The organism is Streptomyces aureocirculatus, from assembly GCF_000720475.1.
GTDB lineage: Bacteria > Actinomycetota > Actinomycetes > Streptomycetales > Streptomycetaceae > Streptomyces > Streptomyces aureocirculatus.
The window spans coordinates 73,398-86,138 of record NZ_JOAP01000003.1 but is presented as its reverse complement, the minus strand read 5'-3'; the positions used below and the strand labels follow the sequence as shown (position 1 = coordinate 86,138).

The 12,741-nt window shown below is 72.6% G+C and carries 14 protein-coding genes; 8 read left to right on the top strand and 6 right to left on the bottom strand.

The genetic code is table 11. From position 1 onward, the window contains the following. Positions 1 to 80 precede the first annotated feature (80 nt). Both IG78_RS51010 and IG78_RS0103510 read right to left on the bottom strand, forming a co-directional pair. Positions 81 to 1,901 (bottom strand): sugar transferase, encoded by a 1,821-nt coding sequence (locus IG78_RS51010; protein WP_051852338.1) that lies wholly within the window; start codon positions 1,899 to 1,901, stop codon positions 81 to 83. Continuing rightward, complete coding sequence (locus IG78_RS0103510; protein WP_030559648.1) at positions 1,898 to 3,064, bottom strand: glycosyltransferase family 4 protein; 1,167 nt, start codon at positions 3,062 to 3,064, stop codon at positions 1,898 to 1,900. Before IG78_RS0103510 ends, IG78_RS51010 begins: the two co-directional genes overlap by 4 nt. A gap of 573 nt (positions 3,065 to 3,637) precedes the next feature. On the opposite strand from IG78_RS0103510, the gene IG78_RS0103505 reads away from it, so the two are divergent. From IG78_RS0103505 to IG78_RS0103485, 5 genes are all read left to right on the top strand, one after another. Beyond that, a complete protein-coding gene (locus tag IG78_RS0103505; RefSeq protein ID WP_030559646.1) occupies positions 3,638 to 3,925 on the top strand; it encodes a hypothetical protein in 288 nt (95 codons plus the stop codon). Between the two features lie 206 nt (positions 3,926 to 4,131). Further along, complete coding sequence (locus IG78_RS0103500) at positions 4,132 to 4,635, top strand: DUF5949 family protein (RefSeq protein ID WP_030559645.1); 504 nt, start codon at positions 4,132 to 4,134, stop codon at positions 4,633 to 4,635. Then, positions 4,635 to 5,291, top strand: a complete 657-nt coding sequence (locus IG78_RS0103495; protein WP_030559644.1) for a vitamin K epoxide reductase family protein — start codon at positions 4,635 to 4,637, stop codon at positions 5,289 to 5,291. Before IG78_RS0103500 ends, IG78_RS0103495 begins: the two co-directional genes overlap by 1 nt. A 126-nt stretch (positions 5,292 to 5,417) precedes the next feature. Further along, a complete protein-coding gene (locus IG78_RS41670; RefSeq protein ID WP_063760694.1) occupies positions 5,418 to 5,816 on the top strand; it encodes a tyrosinase family oxidase copper chaperone in 399 nt (132 codons plus the stop codon). A 118-nt stretch (positions 5,817 to 5,934) separates the two neighbouring features. Beyond that, positions 5,935 to 6,804: a tyrosinase family protein gene (locus IG78_RS0103485; protein WP_030559641.1), complete on the top strand. Its 870-nt coding sequence runs from the start codon at positions 5,935 to 5,937 to the stop codon at positions 6,802 to 6,804. 85 nt (positions 6,805 to 6,889) lie between these two features. Here the strand turns inward: IG78_RS0103485 and IG78_RS0103480 are convergent, their stop codons facing one another. Together IG78_RS0103480 and IG78_RS0103475 are read right to left on the bottom strand one after the other, a co-directional pair. Continuing rightward, positions 6,890 to 7,168, bottom strand: coding sequence for a chaplin (locus tag IG78_RS0103480; RefSeq protein ID WP_030559640.1), 279 nt, complete (start codon positions 7,166 to 7,168; stop codon positions 6,890 to 6,892). A gap of 284 nt (positions 7,169 to 7,452) precedes the next feature. Beyond that, positions 7,453 to 8,193: a M23 family metallopeptidase gene (locus IG78_RS0103475; protein ID WP_225881963.1), complete on the bottom strand. Its 741-nt coding sequence runs from the start codon at positions 8,191 to 8,193 to the stop codon at positions 7,453 to 7,455. 226 nt (positions 8,194 to 8,419) lie between these two features. Here IG78_RS0103475 and IG78_RS0103470 point away from each other — a divergent pair, with 226 nt between their 5' ends. Continuing rightward, entirely contained in the window at positions 8,420 to 9,304 is an 885-nt protein-coding gene (locus IG78_RS0103470) for an ANTAR domain-containing protein (RefSeq protein WP_030559637.1), read from the top strand. A 277-nt stretch (positions 9,305 to 9,581) separates the two neighbouring features. Here IG78_RS0103470 and IG78_RS0103465 read toward each other — a convergent pair whose 3' ends face one another. Beyond that, the gene (locus IG78_RS0103465) at positions 9,582 to 10,301 is read right to left on the bottom strand and encodes a DUF5324 family protein (protein ID WP_030559635.1); all 720 of its coding nucleotides are present in this window, start codon (positions 10,299 to 10,301) and stop codon (positions 9,582 to 9,584) included. Between the two features lie 235 nt (positions 10,302 to 10,536). On the opposite strand from IG78_RS0103465, the gene IG78_RS0103460 reads away from it, so the two are divergent. Together IG78_RS0103460 and IG78_RS0103455 are read left to right on the top strand one after the other, a co-directional pair. Next, positions 10,537 to 11,070 (top strand): peptidylprolyl isomerase, encoded by a 534-nt coding sequence (locus IG78_RS0103460; protein ID WP_030559634.1) that lies wholly within the window; start codon positions 10,537 to 10,539, stop codon positions 11,068 to 11,070. 139 nt (positions 11,071 to 11,209) lie between these two features. Continuing rightward, positions 11,210 to 12,106 carry a rhomboid family intramembrane serine protease gene (locus IG78_RS0103455; RefSeq protein ID WP_030559633.1) on the top strand — a complete coding sequence of 299 codons (897 nt, stop codon included), beginning with the start codon at positions 11,210 to 11,212 and terminating at the stop codon, positions 12,104 to 12,106. A 320-nt stretch (positions 12,107 to 12,426) separates the two neighbouring features. Here the strand turns inward: IG78_RS0103455 and crgA are convergent, their stop codons facing one another. Next, complete coding sequence (gene crgA / locus IG78_RS0103450) at positions 12,427 to 12,684, bottom strand: cell division protein CrgA (RefSeq protein ID WP_030559631.1); 258 nt, start codon at positions 12,682 to 12,684, stop codon at positions 12,427 to 12,429. Between the last annotated feature and the right edge of the window lie 57 nt (positions 12,685 to 12,741).

Here is a 12,741-nt window from a genome sequence, read left to right as displayed (position 1 = left end):
CGCAGTGGTGCGTGAGGGGAGGGCGGCCCGGGCGGGGAGAAGGGGCCCGCTCCGGCACGGCGGGGCGTGGTCCACGGGTCTCAACTCCCCGTGCGGCGCAGCAGGCACCCGATGGTGCGCAGCAGGATGCACAGGTCCTGCCAGAGCGACCAACTGTCGATGTAGGCGTTGTCGAAGCGGCACCGGTCCTCGATGGAGGTGTCCCCGCGCAGGCCGTGCACCTGGGCGAGGCCGGTGACGCCGGTCGGCATCCGGTGGCGGTGCGCGTAGTGCGGGTAGCGCCTGCTGAACCGGTCCACGAAGAAGGGGCGCTCGGGGCGCGGGCCGACCAGGCTCATGTCGCCGCGAAGGACGTTCCAGAGCTGCGGCAGCTCGTCCAGTGAGGTACTGCGCAGGAAGCGGCAGAACGGGCTGATGCGGTGCTCGTCGGCGACGCTCCAGCGCGTGGCGGACTCCTGCGGGTCGGCGGGGCGGTGGGTGCGGAACTTCAGGAGGGTGAACAGCCGGCCGTCCTTGCCCACGCGTTCCTGACGGAAGATCACCCCTGGCCCCTCGGTGACGCGCAGCACCAGCGCGCACGTCAGGAGCAGCGGCCCGGTCAGCAGGAGCAGGGTGCCGGACACGGCCGCGTCGAGCGCCCGCTTGCCCACGCTCGGCCGCGGCCGGTGCGTGGACACGAGGGGGTGGCAGCGGAACCCGGCGACGTACAGGGGGCGGGTGGGGGCGCGCGGGGTGGGGGCGGTCGGTCCGCGCGGATCGATCTCCCACAGTTCGCAGCCGAGGGCGCGCAGGGTGGTCAGCCGTGACTCGTGGTCGGGGGCACGGTCGGCGAGGAGGAGCACGGTCCGGACGTCGTTCTGGATGACGGCGCGGTTCAGCTCGTCGTCGTCGGCCAGCAGGGGGAGTCCGGGCATGGCACCCGCCTGCTGCTCCTCGTCGGGGGCCGTGTCGATGGTCGTGCCGATGGTCGTGCCCGCGCCGGTGCCCGGGACCGTGCCCGCGCCTGTGCCCGCGCCTGTGCCCGGGACCATGCCCGCGCCTGTGCCCGAGGGCGTGCCCGCGCCCCCGGCCACGCCCGCACCGGTGACCGGGGCCATGCCCGCACCCGCGTCCGGGGAGGCCCCGCCCGCGCTCCCTGCGCCGCCCGTGCCCACGCCCGTGCCGGTGGCGGCCGGGCCCCGGCCCGCACCCGGCCCCTGTTCGCCGTCGGTGGCTTCCCCCACCACGCCCACCGGCCGCAGCCCGCACCGCGGTCGCCGCAGCAGCGCCGTCGCCACGCTCCGCGCCTGTCCACCGTGGCCGAGCACCAGGACCGGTCGGGGCCGGCGCCGGACCACCGACCGCCGGTGCCAGTGCACCAGGGCACGGCCACCCGCCCCCAGTACCCCGTGCAGGGCGACCGCGCTGAGCAGGGTGGCCGGTGACAGGGAAAGAGGCGTGAGCGGGGGCACGGTCGGAACGAGTTCCGGTGCCAGGGCGAGGTCCGGGGCCAGGGCGGGAGTCAGCGCCGGGGTGGCGGCGGGGGTGAGGACGGCGGTGGCGCACCAGGCGAGGGCGATCCGGCCGCCCAGCGCGGGCAGTTCGGTGAGCAGGGAGGGTGCGAGCGTGTCCTCGTACAGTTGTCCCTGGAGGTTGAGGGCGAGGACACCGGCGAGCAGCAGTGCCATGAGCGCCGGGGAGCGGAGCGGGCCGGGGAGCAGCAGGGTCGCCGTCAGGGCGGCGAGTGCGTCGGCGGCCAGCAGGGGCAGGGCCCGGCGCCGGTGGGGGGAGGGCCGGCCGCTCCGGCGCCCGGCACGGCCGACCGGTGCTCCCCGGGGGGCGACGACGAGTGAGCCGGTCCGGTGGCGCTCGGCTTGGCGGGGCTGTCCCGACGACGAGGTGACGGTTCTTTCCGCACTCACGTGGTACTGCACTCCCTGTGTTCGGTGGGCGCCGTGCCCAGAAGTTCGCGGTACACCGCTTCGACGGCGGCCGCCGTGCGGCGCACGTCGTGGTGGTCCAGGATGTGCGCGCGGCCCTCGCGGCCCAGCCGGTCGCGCAGGACCGGGTCCCGCAGCAGGGCGGTCAGGGCCGTCGCCAACGAGGCCGGTGCCTCCGGCGGGACCAGGGCGCGGTCGTGGTGGGCGGCCGGCAGGCTCTCGCGGGCGCCGTCCACGTCGGTGAGGACGACCGTCCTGGCGCAGGCCATGGCCTCCAGCGGGGCGAGCGCCATGCCTTCCCAGCGGGACGGCAGGACGACCACGTCGGCCGCCTGGTACCAGGGCGCCGTGTCCTCGGCCGCGCCCGCGAACGTCACGGACGGATGCGCGAGACCGCGCAGGGCCGCCGCGTCCGGGCCGTCGCCGACCAGCACCAGACGGGCCCCGGGCAGCCGCGCGACCACCTCGGACCAGGCGCGCAGCAGGACGTCCTGACCCTTCTGCCTGCACAGTCGTCCGACGCACACCACGAGCGGGGCGCGGGCGACGGAGCGGTCCGGGGCGAGGAGCCGGGCGCGCGCCTCGTACGGATCGTCCGCCGGTACGAAGCGTTCCGGGTCGATGCCGTTCGGAACGACCGAGAAGGGGCCGGTGATGCCCGCACGGCGGCCGGTCTCGCGTTCCGCCTCGCTGACGCAGAGGGTGCGCGCCGTCCACCGGGCCGCGTGCCGCTCCCAGGCGCGGGCGAGCAGCGCGACACCGCCGTCGACCGCTTCGAACGACCAGGCGTGTGGCTGGAAGACGGTGGGCACCCGGCCGCGCACGGCGGCACGGGCGGCGAGCCCGGCCTTGGCGCTGTGCGCGTGCACGAGCGTCGGCCGGACGGCGTCGACAAGGCGCGCGAGGTCGCGAACCTCGGACCACAGGCCGGGTCCGGGGGAACGGGCCGCCGCCCAGGTGTGCACGGGCACGGGACCGGCCGAGCGGGCCAGGGTGCCGTCGCCCGGGCAGGCGAGCCGCACGTCAAGACCGGCGGCGCGCTGCGCCCTGACCAGGTCGGTGACCACGCGGGCCACACCGCCGTCGGCCGGTTGACTGATGTGCAGGACCCGCGGCGCGGGGGAGGAGTTCGAGGGCGGGCGCATGCACGACTCCCTGAGTTCCGTGAGCCAGGACGACGAAGACGCGCGCTACCGCCGCGCGTCGCGACGCGGGCCCGGAGGGTGGCGCATGGCGGCACCTGCCTTCCATGTGTGAAGAGGCGCGAACCCCAGCGGAGAAGGGTTGATCAGATTAAATGCGTGTATCTGACCGCTTATGACGTAAATAGACTGAGAAGGAAGCGCAACAGTAGCCCCTTTTACGAGATTTACTGCCTATTTGTCCGCGTGTGTCGAGAGGTGAAGCGTGTGGCCGCTCGGCGAGAGCGGCGCGTCACTCGTCCGGACGCATGGCCGGCACGGCAGTTCCCCGGCCTCGCCGAGTTGCGCAGGCCCACGGTGTGAGGCGCCGTGACGGAGGGCGACGCCGCCGGGCAGTACACCGGTTGATATGAGATAAGGCGGCCCGCTGTCAGCCGTGCGGGCCCCTGGAAGTTTCCCGCACAGGGGTTTCCGTACCGTCCTGCGCTCGTTAGGCGTAGGGAAGTGAGACGACAGGCAATGACTGCCTGAACGGTGCCCCTACAGGCGACCGAAGTCGCCGAAGAAAGGAACACGATGAAGTCCCTCAAGGCTGCCGCTGTCCTGGCCGGCTCGATCGTCATCGCCGGTGCCGCCGCGCCCGCTTTCGCGACCGACGTGAAGCCCACCAGCCCGAAGGTCGGCCTGAATCCCGTTCTTGAGAAGGCCGTGCAGACCACCAAGCCGGTGACCGCGAACGCCGAGCAGGCGCTGGACGGCAAGAAGAAGGACTCCGTCGTCAAGACCGTCAGCGACGCGGCCAAGAGCGTCAACTCCGGCAACGGTCCAGCGAAGCTCCTCGGCGGGCTTCCGCTCGCCAAGTAAGGGCACTTGTCGCACCCGGCTGTCTCGCCCGACCGTGAAGGGCCGGTCCCCGCGCCTCACCGCCGGGTCGGCCCTTCGGTGTTTCCGGGATGGCGATGTCAAGCGTCCGCGCCCCGTGACCCCATCGGGTGATGCCGTCGCCGCGTTCCGCCAGACAGGTGACAAAAGGGGCCGGATGGCCCCCGCGCGTCTATAGCGTGCACCCCATGACCTCAACGTCCGACCAGCAGCGCGATTTCCGGGTGACCGACCTCGGCACCCTCGCCGTCCTCGCCTGGAGCGGTGAACACCCGGAGGACGAGAAGGACATGGCCTTCCTCCTGGCCTACTCCCTGGGAGACACCGAAGGTGGCCCCGAGGCCACGGCCGAGGCCATGCGCACCCTCCTGCGCAGTGAGGAACTGCCGCTCGGCGGCCCCGTCCTCGATGGCGCCCGCAACCCCTCCCTGCCCGTCAGCCTCCGCATCGAGGACGAGCAGGCACTGGTGCACATGCCGCACGTCCGGGCGGAGTGTGTCGTCCCGCCGGAGTGGCTCGCCGCTGTCCGGCAGCGCGGCCATGCCTACTTCATGATCACCACCCGGGCCTGGCCCGAGGGCACACCCGGCAGTCCCGTCTCCGAGAAAGCTCTACGCGACTTCGCGGGCTCCGAGGACACCATGCTGAACGCGGCCCACTGCCTGCTGCCCGTACCCGGGCCGCGCCGCTGATGCGCACCGTCACTCCGGCGGGCCGGGTACCGGCCCAGGGCTCCGCCGACGTCCGCACGACCGCCGCCGGGCCGGATCCCTCCCCCGCGGCCGGGCGCGGACTCGCGCTGCTGATCGTGCTCACGGGCGCGGCGGGCCTGCTCGCGTCCTGGGTCATCACCCTCGACAAGTTCAAGCTGCTCCAGGACCCGGACTACGTACCGGGGTGCAGCATGAACCCGGTGGTGGCCTGCGGCGGCATCATGAAGAGCGAGCAGGCCGCCGCGTTCGGATTCCCCAACCCGATGCTGGGGCTGGCCGCGTACGCCGTCGTCTGCTGCGTCGGCATGAGCCTGCTGGCCGGGGCCCACCTTCCGGCCTGGTACTGGCTGACGTTGAACGCGGGCGCGGCCTTCGGCGTGGGCTTCTGCACCTGGCTGCAATTCCAGTCCCTCTACCGGATCAACGCGCTCTGCCTGTGGTGCTGTCTGGCCTGGGCGGCCACGATCGTCCTGTTCTGGTACGTGACCTCGCACAACGTGCGCCGCGCGCACCTGCCGGCGCCCGCGTGGCTGCGTACCTTCCTGGACGAGTTCACCTGGGTGCTTCCCGTGCTGCATTCGGGTGTCGTCGGCATGTTGATCCTCACGCGCTGGTGGGACTTCTGGATGAGCTGATTCCTTGTCGTCATGCGTACCGGCCGACGGTGAGAGGGATGGTGGAGAGGCCCGGTGGAAGGGACAGCGGAGGACACGGCGAAAGGCTCGGCGAAAGACACGGCGAAGGGGACATCGGGAGGGCCGGTGGAGGCGAAGGGGACACGCAGCGGCACAGTGCGGCGCCGTCACCTGATCGTGGTCGCGGCCACGGCCGCCCTCGGCGCCGCGGGCGCCTTCCGCGTCCTGCGCGGGCCCGCGCAGGAAGAGCGGGGACGGCCCGGGGCACCGGGCGGGCCCGCGTTCGACGAGACGTACCGGGGACGGCGGATCCAGGGTGAGCCGACGACGGGCGGGGGCGTCCACGGCCCGGGCGGCTGGCGGGTCACCGTCGACGGGAAGCCGCTCGGTCTGATGCGCCGGGCCGACGGCAGTTATCTGAGCATGGTCGACCACTACCGGTCGTACTCGACGCCGCTGGCCGCCGCCCGCGGCGCGGTCGACGAACTCGGCACGCGCCAGTCCCTGGCCGGCCGTCTCCACTGAGCCCCGCCCCGCGTCCCTGACCAGAGCACGGCCAAGACGGCAAGGACGGCCAAGACGGCCAAGACGGCCAGAACAGACAGAGCATACAGAGCGGACAGAACAGACGGGGCGGACGGACATGGCGTACACGCGCAGGAACCAGCGGAGTCTCAGCCGGGCCGAGCGGCGGCGGTTCGTCGACGCCGTGCTCCGGCTCAAGCGCCGCGGCGAGTACGACGCGTTCGTCCGCACGCACATCGACCACTACGTCTCCGACGGCGAGAACCGGCGGCGGGTCGCCCATATGACCCCCACCTTCCTGCCCTGGCACCGCCGCTTCCTGCTGGACTTCGAGCGTGCCCTGCGCCGCGTCGACGCGGGCGTCACCGTGCCGTACTGGGACTGGACGAAGGACCGCACGCCGGCCGCGTCCCTGTGGGGCGAGGACCTGATGGGCGGGACCGGCCGCCGGGGCGACCGGCGGGTGAGCACGGGACCGTTCGCCCGGGGCAACGGCTGGATCATCAAGGAGAGCGTCACCGACGGAGACTTCCTCACCCGCGACCTGGGGCGCCCCGCCGCCCCGCTGGCACTGCCGACCAGGCAGGACGTGGCCTGGGCGATGGGGGAGACGGTGTACGACGTGTCGCCCTGGGACTCCACCGCGTCGCGCGGGTTCCGCAACCGGCTCGAGGGCTGGGCACCCGGTACCGGCGACGCGCGGTGGCGCAACCACAACCGGGTGCACCGCTGGGTCGGCGGCCACATGCTCGGCGGTGCCTCCGTGAACGACCCGGTGTTCTGGCTGCACCACGCCTTCGTGGACCTGCTGTGGAGCAGGTGGCAGCGGCAGCACCCGGACTCCGCCCCGTTCCTGCCGGAGCGGCCACCCGCTCCCGACGAGCCGCAGCACCGACGCGTCGTGGCGCGTCGCGAGCCGATGCCGCCGTGGCGGACCACACCGCAGGACATGCTCGGCCACCAGGGGATCTACCGGTACGCCGAGTAACGCCGCCACCCGTGCGCGACGGGCCCGGCGCCGTCTCCCGGGCACGGAAAAGCCCCCGGTCGATACCGGGGGCCTCGGCGCCGGTTCAGTGACCGTATCCGTGACCGTGGTGGCGGTGGTCGGCGTCGCTGTTGACGCACTTGTTGCCGAAGGTGGGGTTCAGCAGACCGACGACATTGACGGTGTTGCCGCAGGCGTTGATCGGGATGTGGGCGGGGACCTGGACCAGGTTGCCCGAGAGCACGCCCGGGGAGTCGACGGCCGCGCCCTGCGCTCCGGCGTCCGCCGCGGCCAGACCCGCGCCGCTGAGTACCACGGCGCCCGCGCCGAGGGTGACGCCGACTGCCTTCGCGATGCGAGACATCACGTTCTCCTTTGAGTGGGAACTATGCGGCCGCATAGGGGACGGCCGTAGTCCCTTAACGCGCGGTGTTGACGCGAGGTCACGGCGTCCGTGACCGAGTGGGTTTCCTTCCACCGGCGCGCCGGGCGCCGGGAGAAACACGTGCTCATACTTGGTGCGCGATGCCGAGGAGCGCTCTCCGGGAGGATGTGTCCGCACGTCGTATGCGCGTGGTGTTCGTGTCGTCCGTGCGCGGCACGCATGCCCTGACGGCAGGCGAAGGTGTGGCCGGACCGGTGCATCGCCTACCGCAGCCACACCCCTCGTCTGGCGAGGTACGACACCGGGTTGACGTCCGAGCCGTAGCCGCGCCGGGCCCGAATCTCCAGGTGGAGGTGCGGGCCCGTGGCACGCCCGGTGGCGCCGCTGTAGCCGATCCGGGTACCGGTGCGGATGCGCTGGCCCTGGCGCACCGAGATGCGCGACAGGTGCCCGAACACGGCGTAGTGCCGGTCCCGCAGCCGCACCGTCACCGCCTTGCCGTACGCCCCCGACCAGCGTGCGAGCACCACGACGCCACTGCCAACGGCGTACACCGGAGTGCCGTTCGGCACGCCGAGGTCGATGCCGGTGTGGTGCCCGGCGGCCCAGTTGCCGCGTACGCCGTAGCGCGACGTCACGCGGTAACGGCGGCGCAGGGGCCGGGCGAAGCGGCCCGGAGGCCGCGCGGGGACGCCGAGGCTCCGGCTGTCCTCCCCGGGTGGCAGTGCGGCCTCGGCGGCGGCGAGGTCGGCCTCGAACTCCTCGTCGAAGTCCGCGACGCACCCGTCCCCGCCCGGCGCGGCCGGGGCGGCGTCCCGCAGCGCCCAGTCCCCCTCGGGCGGCGGCCGGCCCTCCTCCCGCGGGACCCAGTCGTCCTCGTCGCCGACCGCGGGTGCCGCCATCGCTCCTGACAGCGCCCCGCCGACCAGCAGACCCGCGGCAAGCCCGAGCGCGTCCCGTCGTGTGGTGCCCGCTTGGTGCGGGCCGTCTATGTGGTAGCCCATAGCTGCAAGGACACCCGGGCGCGCACCGGCCCGCACGGCCGATTGCGCCGCCTGGGCTAATCCCGCGCGGTCGTGGCCGTCGCCGCCTCGACCGGTGGCCCGCTCGACTCGCCCAAGGAGAGCGTCCGTTCCGGCCCGCTCCCTGGGCTCAGGGAACAGGACGACCTGCGGCAAGACATGCCGATAACGCCCGCGGAGCCCGAAAGTCCGGGCGTAGGCTTGAGTCATGACCCCGGGCGACGGCTGTGCCGGCCAGGTGGCTGCCGCTTGGCGGCGTGCCGCGGCGGCGCGTTTGCGAGCGGAGCGTGCCGAGGAGTCAGCCGAACGGTACGAGGCGTACGCGCTGGAGTCCGGCCATGCGCCGAACGCCGACCTCGCCGCCGCGCTGCGCAGGTCGGCCGCCTGTCACCGCTCCTCGGCGGAACTCCAGGAGGCGTTCGCCAGACGCATGGCGAAGTGGGCGCAGGGACGCGGGGAGCCGCCCCGGTTCATGGCCGGTGTCGCCGAGGCGTGCGGCGCCGACAGCGCGGCGCTCATCCTGGTGGACGCGCGCAACAGCCAGCTCGCGGTGGCCGCGTCCGGCGAACCCGCGCGGGCCGCACAGGACTTGGAGTTCGTACTGGGCGAGGGCCCCTCCCGGGACGCCACGACGCACCGCAGTCTCGTCGTCGCGACGGGCGACGCGATCGAGACCCGCTGGCCCTGTTACGGGCCCGCGCTCACCGCGCTCGGCGTCCGTGAGGTCGCCGCGGCGCCCCTGGACACCGCTGCCTCGGCGCGCTGCCTCGGCGCCCTCGCGGTCTTCGACCCGCCCCCCGGCCTTGTCGGCTCCCGCGCCTTCGACGAGCTCGTCGGCGCGCTGACCCGGCTGGTGCTCCGCGACCCGGACGCCGACCCCGAGCTGTACGGGGGGACCGACCACCGCGACAGCGTGCAGCAGGCCGCGGGCATGGTCTCGGTGCACGTCGGCTGTCGCGTCGACGACGCGCTGGCACTGATCAAGGCACGGGCGTTCTCCCGCGGGATGCCGTTGGAGGCTCTCACCCGGGCGATCGTCGCAGGTGACCTCACCTTCGCCCCGGAGGGCTTCGCCCCGGAGGGGCCGTCATGACGACGCCACGACGCACCAGGCTCTGAGCCGCACCTCCACCACCGCGCGCCGCACCTCCACCACCGCGCTTCGACCGCTGCGGCTGCCGCCGCGCACTGCGGCTGGTGCCGGGCTTTGATCATTGCGGTGGCCGCCGGGCTCTGACCGGCCGCTGTGGCTGGCGCCGCGCTCGCACCGGCCGCCACCGCGGCCACCACCCCGCCTGCGCCACGGCGCACCTACCACTCGTGTGCCACGAGCGTGGGCGCGCCGCGGCGGTGGTCGTCGTGCGGTGCCGTCAGCTCCGCTTGTCGTGGCCCTCGGGCTCGGACTCCGCCTCCGCCTGCTTGGCCTGTACCTCCGGGTCGAGGGACGCCTGTGCGCTGCCGTCGACCGAGGTCAGGGGCGCGCGGTCGGGGACCTCCGTGGCGGCCGGGGGTTCGACGAGCCAGTCCGGGTTGGCCTGCTTGTCCCACCACTTCCAGGCGGCGACGGCGCCGGCGGCAAGCAGGCCGACGACGGCGAGGCGCTTGGCGAGCCGGCCGGTGCGGGCCCGGCGCGCATGGCGGCGGGAGAGCCGCTCGATCTCCTGCGGGGTGACCTGTCCGCGCAGCGCGGCGAGCGCCGCGGCGCCACGGGCGGCGGCCTCCTCGCGGGCCGGGCCCGCCGCGGCCACGGCCTGCTCGATGCGCGGCTTGGAGAAGTCGGCGGCCTGCCGGGCCGCCCTGCGGGTGCGGGCGGCGGCCTGGTGCGCGGCGAGGTCGACCTTCGGCGGCACATGCGTACGTGCCTGCTCCAGGCGCGGCGCGACATGGGTGCCGTACTGGGCGCGGGCCTGCTCCGCCGCCTCGTGCGCCGCGTGCGACACCCTGGGCGCGAGCTTGGCCCGGGTCTCGTGCGCGTACTGCGCCGCCGTCTCCTTGGCCGTGCCGGCGTAGGGCGCCACCACCTCTGCGGCGTGACGCACGCTGTCCTTGGCTGTGCTCGTCGCGGCGCGCACGCTGTCCTTGCGGGTCACGGGTTCCTCCTCCTCGGTGGCGTATAGGTATGTCACCTTTCCACCCTTTCGAAGATCATGCCTGCCATATGGCTCCGCGGCATATGAGGGCGGGCATCCGGGTACGGGGGTTCCCCGGCGACAATGCCACGGTTCGCCGACGGAGGAGCCTTCCCTGCGAGTACTCGTCAGCTACTGGTCCCAAACAAGTCCGTGCGAGGATCGTGCAGTCACAGACGACAACGGAAGGCAGATCGTGGCCGAGCAGCTCTACGCCACCCTCAAGACCAACCAGGGCGACATCGAGATCCGGCTGCTGCCGAATCACGCGCCCAAGACGGTCAAGAACTTTGTTGAGCTCGCCAAGGGCGAGCGCGAGTGGACGCACCCCGCCACCGGCAAGAAGTCCACGGACAAGCTGTACGACGGCACGGTCTTCCACCGCGTGATCAGCGGCTTCATGATTCAGGGCGGCGACCCGCTGGGCAACGGCACCGGCGGCCCGGGCTACGAGTTCGGGGACGAGTTCCACCCGGACCTGGCCTTCGACAAGCCGTACCTGCTCGCCATGGCCAACGCGGGCCCCGGCACCAATGGCTCGCAGTTCTTCGTCACGGTCTCGCCGACCGCCTGGCTGACGCGCAAGCACACCATCTTCGGCGAGGTCACGAACGACGCGAGCAAGAAGGTCGTGGACGCCATCGCGGGGATCCAGACGAACCCGCGCACCGACCGCCCGGTCAACGACGTCGTGATCGAGTCCGTCGTGATCGAGACGCGCGAGGGCTGAGCGCCGACGCGAGGTCTCCGGGGGCGGCCGCGCGGCAGCGCCCCACGAGGGAACCAAACCGCCCCGCCCGTCCGTAGAGGAAGGGCGGGGCGGCGCGTTCGTCACGCCGCGCCTTCGTACGGAGAATGAGGGGACCGCAATGGACCAGGCGCCAGGCAACCCGCAGGAGCCGCGGGACGCACAGGGGCCGCCGGGCTGCTACCGGCATCCGGACCGGGAGACCGGCATCACCTGCACCCGCTGCGAGCGTCCGATCTGCCCGGAGTGCATGATCAGCGCTTCCGTCGGCTTCCAGTGCCCGGAGTGCGTCCGAGACGGTTCCGGCACCGGGCACTCGCCCGCCGCCGCCCGGCCGCGCACGATCGCGGGCGGCACCGTCGCGCAGGACCCCCGGCTGCTCACGAAGATCATCCTGGCGGTCAACCTGCTGGTGTTCGTCGCGGTACGGGTGCGCGGTGACAGCCTCCTGAACGACCTGGTCCTCATCGGCCAGTGGCCGCCCTACCCCTTCGTGCCCACCGAGGGCGTCGCGGAGGGCCAGCCGTACCGCCTGGTCACGTCGATGTTCACGCACCAGGAGATCTGGCACATCGCGTTCAACATGCTCGGCCTGTGGTGGCTCGGCGGACCCCTGGAGGCGGCGCTGGGCCGCGCCCGCTATCTGGCGCTCTATCTGCTGTCGGGCCTCGGGGGCAGTGCCCTGACATATCTGGTGGCGAACGACCACGAGGCCTCGCTCGGGGCGTCCGGTGCGATCTTCGGCCTGCTCGGCGCGACGGCCGTCCTGATGCGGCGCCTGAACTACGACATGCGCCCGGTCGTGTTCCTGCTCGCGCTGAACCTGCTCTTCACCTTCACCTGGAGTGGCATCGCCTGGCAGGCGCACGTCGGCGGACTGATCGCCGGTGTCGCCATCGCGTACGGCATGGTGCACGCCCCGCGGGAGCGGCGGGCCCTGGTGCAGTGGGGCACGTGTGCGCTGGTGCTTCTGGCGATCGTGGTGGTCGTGGTGGTGCGGACGGCCCAGCTCGGCTGAGGCACGTTGTCCACAGTCTGTGCCCGATCTTGTGCACGAAGTGGGGAACGCGTGTTCCGAAGGTCGCTGATCCGGGTTTCCCCAGGCAGGACAGGGGATGGTGGGTCGGCCCCGGATGCGGAACCGGTCACACCGGCGTCAACCGCCGGAGAGTTATCCACAGATCTTCAGACCTTTCCCCAGGTCTGTGGATGGCAGTGCTCGCGCTGTGGATAACTCAGGCCAGGGCTTGCGGGCGGGGGCATGCGTACGCTCCCGTGGAGCGCCCGCTCCACGGCATGCGTCAGCCGCCCCGCCCTGCCCTCAGCTCAGTGGAACCGTTACTTCCACTGCGTGGAGACGCCGAAGCCCGCGGCGATGAAGCCGAAGCCGACGACGATGTTCCAGTTGCCGAGCGGGTCGATCGGCAGCTCCCCGTCCGTGACGTAGAAGACCACGATCCAGGCCAGGCCGATGAGGAACAGCGCCAGCATCACCGGGGCCACCCAGCTACGGCTGGTCAGCTTGATGGTCGTCGCCTTCTTGCTCGCCGGCGGCGTGTAGTCGTCTGCCTTCTTGCGGATACGTGACTTCGGCACGAGGGTCTCTCCTGTCGATGCGCTGCGTGGCCGCGCAGGGAACGGGGCGTGGCGCCG

Excerpts from the sequence above, each read along its gene's own strand:
- IG78_RS0103510 (WP_030559648.1), bottom strand. The coding sequence starts at position 3,064 with ATGCGCCCGCCCTCGAACTCCTCCCCCGCGCCGCGGGTCCTGCACATC.
- IG78_RS0103505 (WP_030559646.1), top strand. The coding sequence starts at position 3,638 with ATGAAGTCCCTCAAGGCTGCCGCTGTCCTGGCCGGCTCGATCGTCATC.
- IG78_RS0103500 (WP_030559645.1), top strand. The coding sequence starts at position 4,132 with ATGACCTCAACGTCCGACCAGCAGCGCGATTTCCGGGTGACCGACCTC.
- IG78_RS0103495 (WP_030559644.1), top strand. The coding sequence starts at position 4,635 with ATGCGCACCGTCACTCCGGCGGGCCGGGTACCGGCCCAGGGCTCCGCC.
- IG78_RS0103485 (WP_030559641.1), top strand. The coding sequence starts at position 5,935 with ATGGCGTACACGCGCAGGAACCAGCGGAGTCTCAGCCGGGCCGAGCGG.
- IG78_RS0103480 (WP_030559640.1), bottom strand. The coding sequence starts at position 7,168 with ATGTCTCGCATCGCGAAGGCAGTCGGCGTCACCCTCGGCGCGGGCGCC.
- IG78_RS0103475 (WP_225881963.1), bottom strand. The coding sequence starts at position 8,193 with ATGGGCTACCACATAGACGGCCCGCACCAAGCGGGCACCACACGACGG.
- IG78_RS0103470 (WP_030559637.1), top strand. The coding sequence starts at position 8,420 with ATGACCCCGGGCGACGGCTGTGCCGGCCAGGTGGCTGCCGCTTGGCGG.
- IG78_RS0103455 (WP_030559633.1), top strand. The coding sequence starts at position 11,210 with ATGGACCAGGCGCCAGGCAACCCGCAGGAGCCGCGGGACGCACAGGGG.